The organism is Mycolicibacter acidiphilus (genome assembly GCF_018455725.1).
Taxonomy (GTDB): domain Bacteria; phylum Actinomycetota; class Actinomycetes; order Mycobacteriales; family Mycobacteriaceae; genus Mycobacterium; species Mycobacterium acidiphilum.
Map to the genome: position 1 here is coordinate 25010 of NZ_JAHCLR010000015.1, position 17852 is coordinate 42861.

At 70.4% G+C, this 17852-nt stretch carries 15 protein-coding genes; 9 read left to right on the forward strand and 6 right to left on the reverse strand.

What is annotated here, in order from left to right:
• Positions 1-8 precede the first annotated feature (8 nt).
• Positions 9-839, reverse strand: coding sequence for a biotin--[acetyl-CoA-carboxylase] ligase (locus tag KIH27_RS09640; protein WP_214092726.1), 831 nt, complete (start codon positions 837-839; stop codon positions 9-11).
• A 173-nt stretch (positions 840-1012) separates the two neighbouring features.
• On the opposite strand from KIH27_RS09640, the gene KIH27_RS09645 reads away from it, so the two are divergent.
• The 7 genes from KIH27_RS09645 to KIH27_RS09675 all read left to right on the forward strand — a co-directional run bounded on the left by KIH27_RS09645 (position 1013) and on the right by KIH27_RS09675 (position 8473).
• Positions 1013-2404 carry an HNH endonuclease signature motif containing protein gene (locus tag KIH27_RS09645; RefSeq protein WP_214092727.1) on the forward strand — a complete coding sequence of 464 codons (1392 nt, stop codon included), beginning with the start codon at positions 1013-1015 and terminating at the stop codon, positions 2402-2404.
• A 92-nt stretch (positions 2405-2496) separates the two neighbouring features.
• Positions 2497-4137 (forward strand): acyl-CoA carboxylase subunit beta, encoded by a 1641-nt coding sequence (locus KIH27_RS09650; protein ID WP_214092728.1) that lies wholly within the window; start codon positions 2497-2499, stop codon positions 4135-4137.
• Positions 4134-4391 (forward strand): acyl-CoA carboxylase subunit epsilon, encoded by a 258-nt coding sequence (locus tag KIH27_RS09655; protein ID WP_214092729.1) that lies wholly within the window; start codon positions 4134-4136, stop codon positions 4389-4391. Before KIH27_RS09650 ends, KIH27_RS09655 begins: the two co-directional genes overlap by 4 nt.
• Positions 4392-4511: 120 nt before the next feature.
• Complete coding sequence (locus tag KIH27_RS09660) at positions 4512-5153, forward strand: Maf family protein (RefSeq protein WP_214092730.1); 642 nt, start codon at positions 4512-4514, stop codon at positions 5151-5153.
• A gap of 127 nt (positions 5154-5280) precedes the next feature.
• Positions 5281-6171, forward strand: a complete 891-nt coding sequence (locus KIH27_RS09665) for a sulfurtransferase (protein WP_214092731.1) — start codon at positions 5281-5283, stop codon at positions 6169-6171.
• Positions 6171-6587, forward strand: a complete 417-nt coding sequence (locus KIH27_RS09670; protein WP_214092732.1) for a SufE family protein — start codon at positions 6171-6173, stop codon at positions 6585-6587. Before KIH27_RS09665 ends, KIH27_RS09670 begins: the two co-directional genes overlap by 1 nt.
• Before the next feature lie 92 nt (positions 6588-6679).
• Entirely contained in the window at positions 6680-8473 is a 1794-nt protein-coding gene (locus KIH27_RS09675) for an acetyl/propionyl/methylcrotonyl-CoA carboxylase subunit alpha (RefSeq protein WP_214092733.1), read from the forward strand.
• Positions 8474-8602: 129 nt separating this feature from the next.
• Here the strand turns inward: KIH27_RS09675 and usfY are convergent, their stop codons facing one another.
• On the reverse strand, positions 8603-8914 hold the full coding sequence (usfY, locus tag KIH27_RS09680; protein WP_214092734.1) for a protein UsfY: 312 nt from the start codon (positions 8912-8914) through the stop codon (positions 8603-8605).
• A 214-nt stretch (positions 8915-9128) separates the two neighbouring features.
• Complete coding sequence (locus KIH27_RS09685; RefSeq protein WP_214092735.1) at positions 9129-9530, reverse strand: hypothetical protein; 402 nt, start codon at positions 9528-9530, stop codon at positions 9129-9131.
• 50 nt (positions 9531-9580) lie between these two features.
• On the opposite strand from KIH27_RS09685, the gene KIH27_RS09690 reads away from it, so the two are divergent.
• Positions 9581-14197 (forward strand): ATP-dependent helicase, encoded by a 4617-nt coding sequence (locus KIH27_RS09690; protein WP_214092736.1) that lies wholly within the window; start codon positions 9581-9583, stop codon positions 14195-14197.
• Between the two features lie 227 nt (positions 14198-14424).
• On the opposite strand, the gene KIH27_RS09695 is transcribed toward KIH27_RS09690, so the two are convergent.
• Positions 14425-15240, reverse strand: a complete 816-nt coding sequence (locus KIH27_RS09695; RefSeq protein ID WP_214092737.1) for an SDR family oxidoreductase — start codon at positions 15238-15240, stop codon at positions 14425-14427.
• 100 nt (positions 15241-15340) lie between these two features.
• Here KIH27_RS09695 and KIH27_RS09700 point away from each other — a divergent pair, with 100 nt between their 5' ends.
• Positions 15341-16153: a nucleotidyltransferase domain-containing protein gene (locus KIH27_RS09700; protein WP_214092738.1), complete on the forward strand. Its 813-nt coding sequence runs from the start codon at positions 15341-15343 to the stop codon at positions 16151-16153.
• Positions 16154-16189: 36 nt separating this feature from the next.
• Here KIH27_RS09700 and KIH27_RS09705 read toward each other — a convergent pair whose 3' ends face one another.
• Positions 16190-16735 carry a hypothetical protein gene (locus tag KIH27_RS09705; protein ID WP_214092739.1) on the reverse strand — a complete coding sequence of 182 codons (546 nt, stop codon included), beginning with the start codon at positions 16733-16735 and terminating at the stop codon, positions 16190-16192.
• Between the two features lie 39 nt (positions 16736-16774).
• Complete coding sequence (locus KIH27_RS09710; RefSeq protein ID WP_250149868.1) at positions 16775-17830, reverse strand: carbon-nitrogen hydrolase family protein; 1056 nt, start codon at positions 17828-17830, stop codon at positions 16775-16777.
• Positions 17831-17852: the final 22 nt, after the last annotated feature.

Here is a 17852-nt window from a genome sequence, read left to right on the forward strand (position 1 = left end):
CCGGCGCCCTAGCCGGTGGGGCGCAACAGCTTGACGTCGCCCGCGGCCACCGTCTCCGGCCCGGACAGCGTGTCGATGCACAGCCGGCCCATCGCGTCGATGCCGGTGGCGACGCCCTCGATCTTCAGGTCACCGGGCATGCTGGCCCGCACCCGCGACCCCAGGGTGCGGCTGTGCCGGCGGTAGTCGGCCACCAGCGCGTCGTCGGCGCCCCCGGCGGCCCGCCAGCCGGCGATGCGCTCCGCCAGCCGGCGCAGCACCGCCTCGGCCAGCGTGTTCCGGTCCGTCGACGCCGCGCCGAGCATGGCCAGTGAGGTGGCTACGGCATCCGCCGGAGCCTCGTCCGCGGTCATCGTCACGTTCAGCCCCAGGCCGACGACGATCACCTTCTTGCCGCTGTCCCTGGGGGTGGCCACCTCGGCCAGGATGCCGCAGAGCTTGCCGTCGCCGACCACCACGTCGTTGGGCCACTTCAGGCCGGCGTCGACACCGCCCACCTCGGCCAGCGCATCGGCGACCGCCACCCCGGCGGCCAGCGTCAGCCAGCCCCAGCCGGCGGTCGGCACCGCGTCGGCGGCCACCCCGACCGACAGCGCGAGCTGGCTGCGCGGCGGGGTCACCCACCGCCGGCCCAGCCGGCCCCGGCCGGCGCTCTGGTGTTCGGCGAGCAGCACGGCGCCGTCGATGTCCTCCCCGGCCGCCGCCCGCGCCAGCAGGTCGGCGTTGGTGGAACCGGTCTCATCCAGCACGTCGAGCGTGCGCCACGGCAGGCCCGGGCCGGTCAGCCGAGCGCGCAGGTCGGCGGCGTCCAACGGGGTCCGGGGCGAGGTGGCGTCCATGGTCAGCCAGCGTAATCCGGCCGGGCGACTTTGACGTCGATTTACCGGCCGATGAGGACCGCGGTTTGCGACCGGACATGAGACACGTCAGCCGCAGGAGAACCTCTCGTCACAATAACCCCAGGCCTGGTCAGAGACGGTTTTTTGTCGGTAGGAGTTCGTAGTATTAGCACATGCGTTCGAGTAGCCGGGATGAGGTCGTCGAGGTTTTTGAGGCCTTGGCCGCTGATCTGGATCGGGCGCTGGAACTGTCGTTCGACGCGCTGACCACCCCCGAGCAGCTGTCGCTGCTGGAACGCTGCGAGAACCTGCGCCGCCGCCTGCCCGCCGTCGAACATCCACTGGTCAATGCGATCGCGACCGCCGACCGTGCCGATCTGGGCGGCAAACCCGCCTGGGTGCTGGCCGACCGACTCCGAATCACGCGCGGTGAAGCCCGTCGCCGCATCGACGACGCCGCCGACCTCGGCCCGCGCCGCGCCCTGACCGGTGAACCCCTTCCCCCACTGCTGCCGGCCACCGCCGCCGCCCAGCGCAACGGCCGCCTCGGGATCGCCCACATCACAGTGATCCGTGACTTCTTCAACCATCTGCCCGACGCCGTCGACACCGGGACTCAAGAGCAGGCCGAAACCGACCTGGCCGGCCTCGCCTGCGACCACCGCCCCGATGAGCTGGCCAAACTCGCCGCCCGCCTCTACGACCACCTCAACCCCGACGGGCAGTTCGATGACGCCGACCGGGAGCGCCGACGCGGAGTGACTCTGTCCGACCAGGGCCCCGACGGCATGAGCCGCATCAACGGCTGGCTCGACCCGGAAGCCCGCGCCACCATCGACGCCGTACTCGCCAAACTCGCCGCCCCCGGCATGGCCAACCCCGCCGATGAGACCCCCTGCCTGGGCGGCACCCCCAGCCAGGAGGCGATCGACAACGATCGGCGCTCAGCCGCCCAGCGCAACCACGACGCCCTGACCGCCATGGCCCGCGCCCTGCTCACCTCGGGCGGACTGGGTCAGCACAACGGACTGCCGGCCACGATCATCATCTCGGTCAGCCTCGCCGAACTCGAAACCGCCACCGGCAAAGCCCACACCGGCGGCGGCACCTGGCTACCGATGCGCGACGTCCTGCGCCTCGCCGAACACGCCCACCACTACCTGCGCATATTTGACGGCGCCAAAGAACTCGCCCTGTTCCACACCAAACGGCTCGCCAACCGTGCCCAACGGATCGTGCTGCATGCGCGCGACCGCGGCTGCACCCACCCGGGGTGCACCGTCGCCGGCTACCACTGCCAAGCCCACCACAACAACGACTACGCCACCACCGGCACCACCGACGCCGACGACCTCACCTGGCGCTGCGGCGGCCACCACAGCCTCATCACCAATCACGGCTGGCGAACCCGCCGCCGCAAAAACGGCGACATCGAAACCATCCCCCCACCGCACGCCGACCACGGCCAACCTCGCACCAACCACTACCACCACCCCGAAAACCTGCTCGGTCGGGACCGAAGCGGCGAGGACGGGGATCACGACGACGATGACGGGGTTCCGTAACGCCCTCAGTCAGGTCACCGCCGGATCACCCACGACACGGATTGCACCTGCCGTTCGCGGCGCCGATTAAGAGAGTATTAAGCTCGACTCCCATGACGAGTGTTTCCGACGCCCATGTGGAGCCCCAGGCTGAACACACCATCGACATCCACACCACCGCCGGCAAGCTGGCCGACCTCAAGCGGCGCACGGCGGAGACCCTGCACCCGGTCGGCGAGGCCGCGGTCGAGCGGGTGCACGAGAAGGGCAAGCTGACCGCCCGCGAGCGCATCCTCGCCCTGCTCGACGAGGGTTCGTTCGTCGAGCTCGACGCGCTGGCCAAGCACCGCAGCACCAACTTCGGCCTCGGCGACAAGCGCCCGCTCGGCGACGGCGTGGTGACCGGCTACGGCACCATCGACGGCCGCGAGGTCTGCGTGTTCAGCCAGGACGCCACGGTGTTCGGCGGCAGCCTCGGCGAGGTGTACGGCGAGAAGATCGTCAAGGTGCAGGAGCTGGCGATCAAGACCGGCCGGCCGCTGATCGGCATCAACGACGGCGCCGGCGCCCGCATCCAGGAGGGCGTGGTCTCGCTCGGCCTGTACAGCAACATCTTCTACAACAACATCCGCGCCTCCGGCGTGATCCCGCAGATCTCGCTGATCATGGGCGCCGCCGCCGGCGGGCACGTCTACTCCCCCGCCCTGACCGACTTCATCGTGATGGTCGACCAGACCTCGCAGATGTTCATCACCGGCCCGGACGTCATCAAGACCGTCACCGGTGAGGAGGTCACCCAGGAGGAGTTGGGTGGCGCGCACACCCACATGGGCAAGTCGGGCACCGCGCACTACGTCGCCTCCGGCGAGCAGGACGCGCTGGACTACGTCCGCGACCTGCTGAGCTACCTGCCGCCGAACAACTACGCCGAGCCGCCGCGCTTCCCCGCCGCGATCGCCGAGGGCGCCATCGAGGACAACCTCACCGCTGAGGACATCGAGCTGGACACCCTGATCCCGGACTCGCCGAACCAGCCGTACGACATGCACGAGGTCATCACCCGCATCCTCGACGACGACGAGTTCCTCGAGGTGCAGGCCGGCTACGCGCAGAACATCATCGTCGGCTTCGGCCGGGTCGAGGGCCGCACGGTGGGCATCGTCGCCAACCAGCCGACCCAGTTCGCCGGCTGCCTGGACATCAACGCCTCGGAGAAGGCCGCCCGGTTCATCCGGACCTGCGACTGCTTCAACATCCCGATCATCCTGCTGGTGGATGTGCCGGGCTTCCTGCCGGGCACCGAGCAGGAGTACAACGGCATCATCCGGCGTGGCGCCAAGCTGCTCTACGCCTACGGTGAGGCCACCGTCGCCAAGATCACCGTCATCACCCGCAAGGCCTACGGCGGCGCGTACTGCGTGATGGGCTCCAAGGAGATGGGCGCCGACGTCAACGTGGCGTGGCCGACCGCTCAGATCGCGGTGATGGGCGCCTCCGGTGCGGTCGGGTTCGTCTACCGCTCGCAGCTCAAGGAGGCCGCTGCGGAGGGCAAGGACGTCGACGCGCTGCGGCTGGAGCTGCAGCAGGAGTACGAGGACACCCTGGTGAACCCGTACGTCGCCGCCGAGCGCGGCTACGTCGACGCGGTCATCCCGCCGTCGCACACCCGCGGCTACATCGCCAACTCGCTGCGGTTGCTGGAGCGCAAGATCGTCCAGCCGCTGCCCAAGAAGCATGGGAACATTCCGCTGTGACCGCTGAGACCGTCGAAGCAACCGAAGCCGCCGCGGCCACACCTGTCGAGCCGGTGTTCCAGGTGCTCAAGGGCAACCCGACCGACGACGAGCTCGCGGCGCTGATCGCGGTGCTGAGCACCGCGGGCGGTGGCGGCGACGAGCCGGCTGCCGGCGACCGCAACCTGTGGGGCCACCCGGTGGACAAGCTGCGCTACACGCTGTTCAGCTGGCAGCGGGTCACCCTCCTGGAGCGCACCCACGTCCGCCGGTGACCCCGCCGGTGACGAGGCCGAGCGCCAGCGAGGCGGAGGATACCCGGCGCAGAAGGCACCGGCGGTGACGAGGCCGAGCGCCAGCGAGGCGGAGGCTATCCGGCGCACTAGGACCCGGCGGTGACCCGTCTGGTCCTCGGGTCGGCCTCCTCCGGCCGGCTCGCCGTGCTGCGCGCGGCCGGGGTCGAGCCGGCGGTGCTGGTCTCCGGGGTCGACGAGGACGCGGTGCTGGCCGAGTTGGGTCCCGACCCGGCACCAGGCCCGGCCACGGTCGCGCTCGCGTCGGCCAAGGCGCAGCGGGTGGTGGAGTTGCTCGACCCGGCGCTGGCCGCCGATTGCGTTGTGGTCGGCTGCGATTCGATGCTCTACATCGACGGTGAGCTGCGCGGCAAACCCCCGACGGTGGCCGATGCGCGTGAGCGCTGGCGGGCGATGGCCGGCCGCACCGGCCAGCTCTACACCGGACACAGCCTGATCCGCCTCACTGACGGTGAAATCGCCTGCCGCGCAAGCGAAGCGGTGACCACCACGGTGCGGTTCGGGACACCCTCGGACGATGACCTGGAGGCCTACCTGGCCAGCGGTGAGCCGCTGCGGGTGGCCGGTGGATTCACCCTGGACGGCCTGGGCGGCTGGTTCGTCGACGGCGTCGACGGCGATCCGTCCAGCGTGGTGGGAATCAGCCTGCCGTTGCTACGGCGGCTGCTGCACGAAGCGGGAGTCTCGATCGCCACACTGTGGGCGGCGAATCCAGCCGGTTAGGCGGTGCCGAGCGGGAATCCTCCGACGCTCGCACGGCGTGTCACGTCGTGAGAATCACACTCGGCGGCCGCAGTTACCGCGCCGGCGGACTAGCGACCTGCGTAATCCGATGAGTAGGGTTCATCTCGTGCCAGTGCCTGCCGATTCCAGCCCCGCCCTGCAGTCCTACGCCCACCCCGAGAGGTTGGTGACCGCCGACTGGCTCGCCGGCAACCTCGGCAAACCCGGCCTGGTCGTGGTGGAGTCCGACGAGGACGTGCTGCTCTACGACGTCGGCCACATCCCGGGCGCGGTCAAGATCGACTGGGTCACCGACCTCAACGACTCCCCGGTGCGCGATTACATCACCGGCGAGGCCTTCGCCGACCTGATGAACCGCAAGGGCATCTCCCGCGACGACACCGTGGTCATCTACGGCGACAAGTCCAACTGGTGGGCCGCCTACGCCCTGTGGGTGTTCACCCTGTTCGGGCACGAGGACGTGCGCCTGCTCGACGGCGGCCGCGACCTGTGGGTGTCCTCGGGCCGGGAGACCACCCTGGACGTGCCGTCGAAGACCACTACCGGCTACCCGGTCGTCGAGCGCAACGACGCCCCGATCCGCGCCTACAAGGACGACGTGCTGGAGATCATCGGCCACCAGCCGCTGATCGACGTGCGCTCCCCGCAGGAGTACACCGGCGAGCGCACCCACATGCCGGACTACCCGGAGGAGGGCGTGCTGCGCGGCGGCCACATCCCCACCGCCATCTCGATCCCGTGGAGCAAGGCCGTCACCGACAGCGGCCGGTTCCGCACCCGCGCCGAGCTCGACGAGTTGTACGGCTTCATCAAGCCCAGCGACAAGCCCGTCGCCTACTGCCGCATCGGTGAGCGGTCCAGCCACACCTGGTTCGTGCTGACCCACCTGCTCGGCCTGGAGGGCGTGCGCAACTACGACGGCTCGTGGACCGAGTGGGGCAACACCGTGCGGGTGCCGGTTGTCGCCGGTACCGAGCCCGGAGCCGCGCCGGCCTGATGAGCCTCACCGACGAACTGGTTCAGGTCGCGGCGGAGTTCGCCGAGGTCGAAGGCCAGGACAAGCTCCGGCTGCTGCTGGAGTACGCCGACGAGCTGCCGGAACTGCCGGATTTTCTGGCCAAGGAGGCCATGGAGCCGGTTCCGGAGTGCCAGTCGCCACTGTTCCTGCACGTCGACGCCGACGACCGCGAGCACGTCCGGCTGTACTTCACCGCGCCCGTCGAGGCGCCCACCACCCGGGGTTTCGCCTCGATCTGGGCGGCCGGTCTGGACGGCAAATCCGCCGACGTCATCCTGGCGATTCCGGACGATTACGCGACGACACTGGGGCTCGCCGAACTGATCAGTCCGCTGCGGCTGCGCGGCATGTCGGCGATGCTGACCAGGATCAAACGGCGGTTGCGCACCGTATAAGGGGCACCCGGAACGCGGTCTGCGTTCGCGCTTTACACTGCCTCAAGCTAGATTCTTAAAGACGTTTCTTAAATATGCCTCCAGGAGGGCCAGTGGCGAACCATGCCAGCTCGAAGATCTCCAAGGTGCTCGTCGCCAACCGTGGGGAGATCGCAGTCCGGGTGATCCGCGGTGCACGGGACGCCGGTCTTGCCAGCGTGGCGGTGTACGCCGAGCCGGACGCCGACGCCCCGCACGTGCGGCTGGCAGACGAGGCGTTCGCCCTGGGCGGGCAGACCTCGGCCGAGTCCTACCTGGTGTTCGAGAAGATCCTGGAGGCCGCCGAGAAGTCCGGTGCCAACGCGATCCACCCCGGCTACGGCTTCCTGTCGGAGAACGCCGACTTCGCCCAGGCCGTGCTGGACGCCGGCCTGATCTGGATCGGCCCGTCCCCGCAGTCCATCCGTGACCTCGGTGACAAGGTCACCGCCCGGCACATCGCCGCGCGCGCCAAGGCGCCGTTGGTGCCCGGCACCCCGGACCCGGTCAAGGACGCCGACGAGGTGGTGGCCTTCGCCAAGGAGTACGGCGTCCCGGTCGCGATCAAGGCGGCGTTCGGCGGCGGTGGCCGCGGTATGAAGGTGGCCCGCACCATCGAGGAGATCCCCGAGCTGTTCGACTCGGCCACCCGTGAGGCCGTCTCGGCGTTCGGCCGCGGTGAGTGCTTCGTGGAGCGCTACCTGGACAAGCCGCGCCACGTCGAGGCGCAGGTGCTCGCCGACCAGCACGGCAACGTCGTCGTCGTCGGTACCCGCGACTGCTCGCTGCAGCGCCGCTTCCAGAAGCTGGTCGAGGAGGCCCCGGCGCCGTTCCTGACCGACGCGCAGCGCAAGGAGATCCACGAGTCCGCCAAGCGGATCTGCAAGGAGGCCGGTTACTACGGTGCCGGCACGGTGGAGTACCTGGTCGGCCAGGACGGCCTGATCTCGTTCCTGGAGGTCAACACCCGGCTGCAGGTGGAACACCCGGTCACCGAGGAGACCTCCGGCATCGACCTGGTGCGCGAGCAGTTCCGCATCGCCAACGGCGAGACGCTGGACCTCACCGAGGACCCGGAGCCCCGCGGCCACTCCATCGAGTTCCGGATCAACGGCGAGGACGCCGGCCGCGGCTTCCTGCCGGCCCCCGGCCCGGTCACGCTGTTCGAGCCGCCGACCGGCCCCGGCATCCGGATGGACTCCGGTGTGGAGACCGGTTCGGTGATCGGCGGGCAGTTCGACTCGATGCTGGCCAAGCTGATCGTCACCGGCGCGAACCGCACCGAGGCGCTGCAGCGGGCCCGTCGCGCGCTGGACGAGTTCAAGGTCGAGGGTCTGGCCACGGTCATCCCGTTCGACCGCGTGGTGGTGCGCGACCCGGCGTTCGTCGGCGACGAGAACGGTTTCACCGTGCACACCCGCTGGATCGAGACGGAGTTCGAGAACACCATCGAGCCGTTCACCGGCGGTGAGCCGATCGACGAAGAGGACGCGACGCCGCGACAGAAGGTCGTCGTCGAGGTCGGCGGCCGACGCCTGGAGGTGTCGCTCCCGGGTGACCTGGCGATCGGCGGCGGTGGCGGCGGCGCGGCCGGCGTGATCCGCAAGAAGCCCAAGGCGCGCAAGCGTGGTGGCCACGGCGGCGCGGCGGTCTCCGGTGACGCGGTCACCGCCCCCATGCAGGGCACCGTGGTGAAGGTCGCCGTCGAGGAGGGCCAGGAGGTCGCCGCCGGTGACCTGGTGGTGGTCCTGGAGGCGATGAAGATGGAGAACCCGGTCACCGCGCACAAGGACGGCGTGATCACCGGCCTGGCGGTGGAGGCCGGCGCGGCCATCACCCAGGGCACGGTCATCGCCGAGATCAAGTAACCGAGCGAACAAAAACGTCGGCCCGGGGTGTCTGCGGACTCCCCGGGCCGACGTTTTTGTCACGGACGGCGGCGCAGACAAAACGGCCCGGCCGGGGTGATACCGACCGGGCCGTTCTGGGTCCTTGGTTCAGCTGGTGGAGTGCTGGCGGTGCGCCTCGGGGTGAATGCGGTGCCACTCGTGGTTCACCCGACCGATCCGCTTGTGCTCGATCACCAGCCACAGCACCCCGGCGAGCGCGGCGGCCACCGCGAACGCCGCGACCTCGACTCCCTGCCGGTCATGCCCGGTCGCGAACGCCGTAAGACCGCCGAGGAAGGTCATCATGCCGACCACCAGCAGTGCATACCCCGGCCAGCCCATGACGTCGATAACCGCCCGGCCGGCGTGCGGCCGCGTGGTGCGTACATGGTCAACCGGGTCGCGGAACGTGTCACCCATAGTGTTTCCTTCCCTCTGAATCCTCCGGCTCATCCGGATACAGTTGTGCGCGTCACATCTCGTAACACTTGCGTAACCTGAATCTCTGCTATACCAGAATTATCGTAGCCCGATGGGATCGGCCGCCGGAGCGCTTCACAGGAAATTTCCAGCACTGCCGCAGCGATCTTTATCTTCGCAGGTGACAGCTGTTTACCGGCCGGGCGAAAGCCGTTTACCGGCTCAGTGCCGGGCCGACGATCGGCGGGGCGATGACGATCACCGCGAACACCATCAGCGACAGCAGCACCCAGCCCGCGCCCTGCCAGCCCCACCAGGTGCCGCGGTCACGCCAGACCAGATAGGTGCGCCAGAACGCCCACAGGCCACCGCCCGCCAGAATCAGCGGCGCCCCCAGCGCCAGCACCGTGCGGTAAGGCAGTCCGCAGGCCGCGGTCTCGATCGCCCCGTCACAGTTCTGCACCCAGACCGCGGCCAACGCGATGAACGCGAGCGTCCCGATCACCACCCGCACCGCCAGTCGCACCGCGGCCCGCACTTCGACGTCGTCCTGACCGAGCCGGTCGCCACGGGGTTCGGGATCGTGCGCTCTGTCGGGCTGCGTTCCGGGCTTCATGGCTCCCACAGTCGGCGGTACGACGCCGTACGTCAAGCGGGCTTGGCACCATGGGTCAGGTGAGCACAACCGCCCCCGGGGATGACGACGCGCCGGATCCGCTGGCCCGGTTCGCCACGCCGACCCGGGAGTGGTTCGCCGGGGCGTTCACCACCCCAACGCCGGCGCAGGCGCAGGCCTGGGCGGCGATCGCCGACGGCCGGCACACCCTGGTCGTGGCCCCGACCGGGTCGGGCAAGACCCTGGCCGCGTTCCTCTGGGCGATCGATCGGCTGGCCCACTCCGAACCGAGCACCGGGGGCACCCGGGTGCTGTACGTGTCCCCCCTGAAAGCCCTCGCCGTCGACGTCGAACGCAACCTGCGCACGCCGCTGACCGGGATCACCCGGGTCGCCCAGCATCAGGACCTGCCCGTCCCCGACATCACCGTCGGGGTGCGCTCCGGCGACACCTCCCCCGCCAGGCGCCGCCAGTTGATCGCCCACCCACCGGACATCCTGATCACCACGCCGGAGTCGCTGTTCCTGATGTTGACCTCCGCGGCGCGGGAAACGCTGATCGGGGTGCAGACCGTGATCGTCGACGAGGTGCACGCGGTGGCCGGCACCAAACGCGGTGCGCACCTGGCCCTGTCGCTGGAACGGCTCGATGCGCAGCTGGCCCACCCGGCACAGCGGATCGGCCTGTCCGCCACCGTCAAACCGGCCGAGGAGGTCGCCCGGTTCCTCGCCGGGCAGGCGCCGACGGCGATCGTCGCACCGCCGGCGGCCAAGACATTCGAGTTGAGCGTGCAGGTTCCGGTGCCGGACATGGCCGACCCGGCCGGCGGCACCGTCTGGCCGGAGGTCGAAGCCCGCATCGTCGACCTGATCGAGGCGCACCGCTCATCGATCGTGTTCGCCAACTCGCGGCGGCTCGCCGAGCGGCTCACCGCCCGGCTCAACGAGATCCACGCGCAACGCTGCGGGTTCGAGCCGGCGGACGACGTGAATCCACGGGTCGGCGGTGGCGCGCCGGCCCTGTTGATGGGCAGCGGGCAGAGTCACGGGGCCGTGGCGGTCGCAAGCGCGACGGAGTCGGGCGCTGGGGGCCGCCACTGTCGGGCGCTGCCGGTACTGGCCCGCGCCCACCACGGGTCGGTGTCGCTGCAGACCCGCGCCGAGGTCGAGGAGGAGTTGAAAAGCGGGCGGCTCAAAGCGGTGGTGGCCACCTCCAGCCTGGAGTTGGGCATCGACATGGGCGCCGTGGACCTGGTGATCCAGATCGAGGCGCCGCCGTCGGTGGCCAGCGGCCTGCAGCGCATCGGCCGGGCCGGGCATCAGGTCGGTGAGATCTCGCGCGGGGTGCTGATCCCCAAGCACCGCACTGACCTGATCGGGTGCGCGGTGGCGGTGCAGCGGATGACGGCCGGGCAGATCGAAACCCTTGCGGTGCCCGCGAATCCGCTGGACATCCTGGCCCATCACACCGTCGCCGCCGCGGCGCTGGAACCGTTGAACGTGGAAGCCTGGTTCGACACGGTGCGGCGCGCGGCCCCGTTCGCTGCACTGCCGCGCAGCGCGTTCGAGGCCACCCTGGACCTGCTCAGCGGCAAGTACCCGTCGACGGAGTTCGCCGAACTGCGGCCCCGACTGGTCTACGACCGCGACGCGGGCACGCTGACCGGGCGGCCGGGCGCGCAACGGCTGGCGGTCACCTCCGGCGGTGCCATCCCCGATCGCGGCCTGTTCACGGTGTACCTGGCCGGTGGCGAGAAGGCTTCCCGGGTAGGCGAACTCGACGAGGAGATGGTGTACGAGTCGCGGCCCGGCGACGTCATCTCGCTGGGCGCGACGAGTTGGCAGATCACCGACATCACCCACGACCGGGTGCTGGTGGTCCCGGCACCGGGCCGGCCGGGCCGGTTGCCGTTCTGGCACGGCGACGGGGTGGGGCGGCCCGCCGAGCTGGGCGCGGCGATCGGCGCGTTCACCGGCGAGCTGGCCGGCTTGAGTCGTGCGGCATTCGACTCCCGGTGTGCCGGTTTGGGTTTCGATGACTACGCCGGTGCGAATCTGTGGCGGTTGCTCGACGACCAGCGGAGCGCGACCAGCGTCGTCCCGACCGACACCACGCTGCTGGTGGAGCGGTTCCGCGACGAACTCGGCGACTGGCGGGTGGTGCTGCATTCGCCGTACGGGCTGCGGGTGAACGGTCCGCTGGCGCTGGCGGTCGGTCGGCGCCTGCTCGACCGCTACGGCATCGATGAGAAGCCGACCGCATCCGACGACGGGATCGTGGTGCGACTACCCGACACCGACGCCGATCCGACGGCCGATGCGCCGGGTGCCGTGGGGGCATCTCCCGCTTGCGGGGGACTGTTCGTCTTCGCCGCCGACGAGATCGAGGCGGCGGTCGCCGCCGAGGTGGGCGGGTCTGCGCTGTTCGCCGCCCGGTTCCGGGAGTGCGCCGCCCGCGCCCTGCTGCTGCCGCGCCGGCAGCCGGGCCGGCGCTCTCCGCTGTGGCAGCAGCGCCAGCGCGCCGCGCAACTGCTCGACGTGGCCCGCAAGTATCCGGCGTTCCCGATCGTGCTGGAGACCGTGCGGGAATGCCTGCAGGACGTCTACGACGTGCCGGCGCTGACCGCGCTGATGGCGGCGATCGAGCAGCGTCGGGTCCGACTGGCCGAGGTGACGACCCCGACGCCGTCGCCGTTCGCGGCGTCGCTGCTGTTCGGCTACGTCGGCGCGTACATGTACGAGGGCGACCAGCCGTTGGCCGAGCGCCGTGCGGCGGCCCTGGCGTTGGACCCCACCCTGCTCGCCGAACTGCTGGGCCGGGTGGAACTGCGCGAACTGCTCGACCCCGGCGTGGTCGAGACCACCGCCCGCCAGTTGCAGCATCTGGCCCCGGAGAAGGCCGCCCGCGACGCGGAGGGGGTGGCCGATCTGCTGCGACTGCTCGGACCGCTGACCGCCGAGGAAGTGGCGGCCCGGGCCGCCGGCGCGCCGGTGTCCGGCTGGCTGGCGGCGCTGTCGAGTGCGCGGCGGGTGCTGCCGGTGACGTTCGCCGGGCAAAGCTGGTGGGCGGCAATCGAAGACGTCGGCCGACTGCGCGACGGCGTCGGCGTGCCGGTGCCGGCCTGGGTGCCGTCCGGTTTCACCGATCCGGTCACCGATCCGCTCGGCGAGCTGCTGGGGCGGTTCGCCCGCACCCACGGTCCGTTCACGACCGGGCAGGCCGCCGCCCGGTTCGGCCTGGGTCTGCGGGTGGCCGCCGATGTGCTGGGGAGGCTGTCGGCCGACGGGCACCTGGTGCGCGGGGAGTTCGCGGACTTTCCGGACTCGCCCGGCGACCAGTGGTGCGACGCCGGAGTGCTGCGGCTGCTGCGGCGCCGGTCGCTGGCGGCGCTGCGGGCGCAGATCGAACCGGTGTCGACGGCTGCGTATGCCCGGTTCCTGCCGTCGTGGCAGGGGGTCGAATCCCCGGTCAGCGGCGTGGACGGCCTGGCCGCGGTGATCGAGCAGTTGGCCGGGGTGCCGCTGCCGGCGTCGGCGGTCGAACCGCTGGTGCTGGGGCAGCGGGTGCGCGACTACTCCCCCGCCATGCTCGACGAACTGCTGGCCTCCGGTGAGGTGCTGTGGTCGGGATCGGGTGTCGGGGACGCGTCAGCCGACGGCTGGATCACGTTCCACACCGCCGATTCCGCACCGTTGACGCTGATACCCGGCGCCGACATCATCCCGGGCGACGCCCACCGGGTGATCCTAGACGCGCTGGCCGGCGGCGGCGCGTTCTTCTTCCGCCAGCTGGGCGACGGGGTCGCCGACGCCGCGCTGAAAAACGCACTGTGGGAACTGATCTGGGCCGGCCAGGTCACCGGTGACACGTTCGCGCCGGTGCGGGCGCTGCTCGGCGGCGCCGGTCGCCGTTCGACCCCCGCGCACCGGACGCGGCGCCCACCGCGGTTGAGCCGGTACAGCGTCGCGCACGCCACGGCGCGGGCCGTCGACCCGACCGTGGCCGGGCGCTGGTCGGCGCTGCCGGCGGCGGAACCGGATTCGACGGTGCGCGCCCATCACACCGCGGAGTTGCTGCTGCACCGCCACGGGGTGCTGACCCGCGGCGCGGTGGCGGCCGAGGGGGTGCCGGGCGGCTTCGCGGCCCTGTACAAGGTGCTGACCGCGTTCGAGGAGGCCGGGCGGTGCCAGCGCGGCTACTTCGTCGAGTCGCTCGGCGGGGCGCAGTTCGCGCTGGCGTCCACGGTGGATCGGCTGCGCGGATACCTCGAGGACCCCGGCTCTTTGACCGAGCCGAGGCGGTGTCACGCGGTGGCGCTGGCGGCCGCGGACCCGGCCAACCCGTACGGCGCAGCGCTGCGCTGGCCGGCACCCCCCGGGGCAGCCCGCCCGGGCCGCAAGGCCGGTGCCCTGGTGGTGCTGGTCGACGGTGAGCTGGTGTGGTTCGTCGAACGCGGCGGTCGGTCGGTGCTGAACTTCGCCGGGGAGTCCGAGGTGCACGCGGCGGCGGCCGCGCTGGCTCAGCTGGTGACGTCCCGGCGGGTGGACGGCCTGCTGATCGAAAGGATCGACGGTGTTGCGGTGCTGGAACTTTCGGAATCGCCGGTGGTGGGGGCGTTGCTCGATGCGGGGTTCACCCGCACCCCGCGCGGTTTGCGGCTGCGCTGACGCCGGAGCACCTGGTCTACAAAGCAGTGGGCGACGAGGTCCGTACGCGCAGTGCCGCCTGCATTACGCCTGACGCAACACCCGACCCAGCCGTCACCGCGCAGGGGCATGTGCCGTTGTGCCCGCCTCTGCGCGACAACTGCCGCCACACCGCCTGCGCGTCAACCGTTGTCGCGCGCAGGCGGGCAGTATCAGACCGCTGGTGGCGGGCTGGAGCACACCAGAACTCAGCGGCTGACGAACTTGGTGAGGTACCGCGACAGCGGCGCCGTCAGCGCCGGCGACAGCCGATGCAGCAAGTACGGCGCGACGACGTGGGAGCGCGGGGTCGGGATGATCAACCGCGGTCGGGCCAGCGCGGACAGCACCGCGGCCGCAACCTTCTCCGGTGACGCGCCGTGCTTGGCGTAGAAGCCGACGATCTTCTCCTGGTCGGTGGCCATCGCGCCGCGCATGATCGTGCCACGCACGATCGCGGTGTCGATGACGCCCGGGCACAGCGCCATCACCCGGATGCCACGGGGCCGCAGTTCGGCGTCGAGTGATTCGCTCATCCCGACCACCCCGAACTTCGAGGTGCAGTACGGCGCCATCCGCGCAGTCGGGATGAGGCCCGCCTCGGACGCGGTGTTGACGATCTTGCCTCCCCCGCCCTGGTGCAGCATCCGCGGCACGAACACCTGCACCCCGTAGGCGACGCCGAGCAGGTTCACCCCGATCACCCGCTGCCAGTCCTCGATCGTCGTCTCCTCGATGTCGCCGGCGTGCCCGATTCCGGCGTTGTTGTGCAGGATGTCGACGCGGCCGTCTTCGGCGTACACCGCCTCCGCCAGCGCCTGCAGGTCCTCGGGCTTGGTGACGTCGACGGTGTGGTGGACCCCGCCGATCTCCCGGGCGACGTCGGCGACGGCGACGGTGTCGCAGTCGGCGACATGGACTTTGGCACCGTGGCGGGCCAGCAGTCGGGCGGTGGCGCGGCCGATGCCGGAGCCTGCGCCGGTGACGACGGCGATCTTGCCGGTCAGGTCGATGTGTTTGGCCATGACGCCAGTCTGCACCCCGACCGACGGCCGTGTGGAATAGCCGCGCAGGGCCGGAGCGTTCTGCGGGACGACCATTCGGCCCGACGACGATGGGGCGGCGATGAGCCTGCAGACCACTGATGGTGAGACGGTGTTGCGCGATGTGGTGGCCGAGGCCACCGCGAAGATCGGTGACCGACTGGCGGCCGTGTACGCGATGGGCAGCCTCGCGCACGGCGGGTTCAGCCCCGCGGTCAGCGACGTCGACGTCGCGGTCATCCTCACCGGTCCGCCGCAACCCGGCGATCACGAACTGGTTCAGGGTGTGATCGATGCGGTACAGGCGGTCGGGTCGCCGCTGCATCAGCGGCTGTCGATCTTCTGGGGCACCACAGAATCGTTGCGCGGTGACGCAACCGCCGGCCGGTTCCCGCCGCTGGACCGGCTGTGCCTGTTCGAACACGGCCGGCTGCTGGCCGGCACCGACGTCCGCGGCGACCTGCCCCGGCCGAGCCAGACCGAGTTGCTGGTCGCCGGGGCGCAATTCGCCGCCGACCTGCTCGCCGAGCCGGTGATCACGGCGTCCGCCGACCCGGCCGCACTGCTCGAACGCGGTGTACGACCGGCAACGAAGCTGGTGCTCTTCCCGACACGATTCCTGTTCACCGCCGACACCAGACGGGAGGGCACCAACGATGCTGCCGCGCAACACTATTCAGAGCATCACCGCGGGCCGGCCGCTGAGCTGGTAGCAGCGGCGTACCGTTGGCGGACCGCCGATCCCGGCCCGGATGCACCTGCGTTGCTCAACGCAGGCTTCACCCCGCTGTACACCGACTACCTCAGCGACCACATCACGCGGCTGACCGTGCTCGGAGAGACCAGACTGGCAGATCGGTTCGCGCAGTGGCGTTCCCAGCTTTCGGCCGACTGATACCGTGACAGTCCGCGGTGATGCACGCCCGTCTGCTCAGAACGTCCAGCTGCCCTGGGGATCCAGCACGAAACCGTGATCGCCGACCCGACAGGCCGTCATCTGCTCGGTGACCCCGCAGACCTCGTCCTTGGCATAGTCCAACCGGCTGCCGGGCGGTAGCGGTTTGTAATCATCGGGGCCGAACGACTTCTTGATGACGCGCACATCCGGTGTCAGCGTGTCGTATTCGTCCATCACGGCCGGATCGACGTCGCCGAACGCGGCCGGCGGGTCGTCCACGACCCCGGTGCTCACCCCGACGACGTTGGACGACGTGCCCGGCAACGCACCCCAACACTTGGCCGAGCGGAACGGCGGATTGGCCCGGCCGGTGTAGGTGATGCGGCAGCGGTAGCCGGCCGGTGCGGTGAACTGCACCCCGTTGGTGGTCGGATAGATGTAGTAACCGGAGTAGTCCTTGACATCAGCGACGGTGAAGCCGCTCAGGTCGGGGAACTGCTCTGGCGCGGCGCCGACCGGCGTGGCGAACGCGACCGCGACGACGACGGCGACGCCCAAACAGGCCAAGCGAGCGAACATGCGCGCGAACCTACCGCAGGATCACGGCCTCCGGCCTGCTTACAGCCGCTCGACACCGTCGGGCCCGTCGCGCTCCTGCAGGATCGACGGCCGGCGGGTGTCCACCGACAGTGTGAAGATGTCGGCCCGGTTGTAGGTGCCGACGATGTCGTGGGCCTGCTTGGCGGCGACCTCGCTCGCCAGGTCGACGTCGGCGTAGAGGATGCCCTCCCGCTCCTGCAGCGGGCCGGCCACCAGTCGGCCGTTCGGGCCGAGGATCATCGCCGCCGGCTCCGCCGCGGTCAGCGCCCGTTCGATGCGCGCGTCATCGCCGGCCACCTCGCGCAGCGCCACGTCGTCCAGGGTGGTGGTCGCCACCACCACGAACACCTTCCCTTCGAAGGCGTGCGCGGCGGCGCGCAGCCGGATGTTCTCGGCCAGGTCGTAGTCGCCAGGTCCATGCGGCGGTCCCAGCTTCGGCTCTCCTCCGTCGAGCCTCGCTGAACCGCCGGGCTCAGCACGACCGTCGAACGGCCAGGCCGGCGGGTACGTGGCGATGTGCAGCCGCTCCCCCTGCGCCAGCAGCGTGAACCGGGCCAGCGTGTTGGTGTTCTCCCCGCAGATCAGCGCACCCAGTTGCCAGCCGTCGAGTTCGACCGGGCGCAGGTCGTGGGCGTCGCCGTGCGACCAGGTCAGCCGTTCATACCAGGTGGCGACCAGTTTGCGGCGGTGGTTCACCAGCACCCCGGTGGCGTCGAAGATCAGGTTGGCGTTCCACAGCTGGCCCAGGGTGTTCGGGTTGCGTTCGTTGACCCCCACCGACAGCACCACCCGGTGCGCGCGGGCGATCTCACCCAGCCGCTCGGTCTCCGGGCCCGGCACCACCAGCGAACTGGCGGTCAGCCGCTCATGGAAGCCGTGCTGGTCGATCGGTGCCAGCACACCGTTCCAGATCGGGAAGCCGGCGAGAAAGCTCTCGCCGAACACCACCAGTTGCGCCCCGGCGGCGGCCGCCTCCCCAACCAGCCGGTCGAGCTTGTCGAGGCTGGCCGCGAGGTCGAGGAAGACCGGCGCCGCCGCCACAGCGGCGACTCGCACGGTGGGCAGAGCAGTCATGGCTCCATTGTGGCGCGACGAC

Bases quoted from the DNA above. Each gene is read 5' to 3' on its own strand.
- KIH27_RS09690 (WP_214092736.1), top strand. From the start codon at position 9,581: ATGGGTCAGGTGAGCACAACCGCCCCCGGGGATGACGACGCGCCGGAT.
- KIH27_RS09645 (WP_214092727.1), top strand. From the start codon at position 1,013: ATGCGTTCGAGTAGCCGGGATGAGGTCGTCGAGGTTTTTGAGGCCTTG.
- KIH27_RS09700 (WP_214092738.1), top strand. From the start codon at position 15,341: ATGAGCCTGCAGACCACTGATGGTGAGACGGTGTTGCGCGATGTGGTG.
- usfY (WP_214092734.1), bottom strand. From the start codon at position 8,914: ATGGGTGACACGTTCCGCGACCCGGTTGACCATGTACGCACCACGCGG.
- KIH27_RS09695 (WP_214092737.1), bottom strand. From the start codon at position 15,240: ATGGCCAAACACATCGACCTGACCGGCAAGATCGCCGTCGTCACCGGC.
- KIH27_RS09640 (WP_214092726.1), bottom strand. From the start codon at position 839: ATGGACGCCACCTCGCCCCGGACCCCGTTGGACGCCGCCGACCTGCGC.
- KIH27_RS09685 (WP_214092735.1), bottom strand. From the start codon at position 9,530: ATGAAGCCCGGAACGCAGCCCGACAGAGCGCACGATCCCGAACCCCGT.
- KIH27_RS09710 (WP_250149868.1), bottom strand. From the start codon at position 17,830: ATGACTGCTCTGCCCACCGTGCGAGTCGCCGCTGTGGCGGCGGCGCCG.
- KIH27_RS09705 (WP_214092739.1), bottom strand. From the start codon at position 16,735: ATGTTCGCTCGCTTGGCCTGTTTGGGCGTCGCCGTCGTCGTCGCGGTC.
- KIH27_RS09670 (WP_214092732.1), top strand. From the start codon at position 6,171: ATGAGCCTCACCGACGAACTGGTTCAGGTCGCGGCGGAGTTCGCCGAG.
- KIH27_RS09650 (WP_214092728.1), top strand. From the start codon at position 2,497: ATGACGAGTGTTTCCGACGCCCATGTGGAGCCCCAGGCTGAACACACC.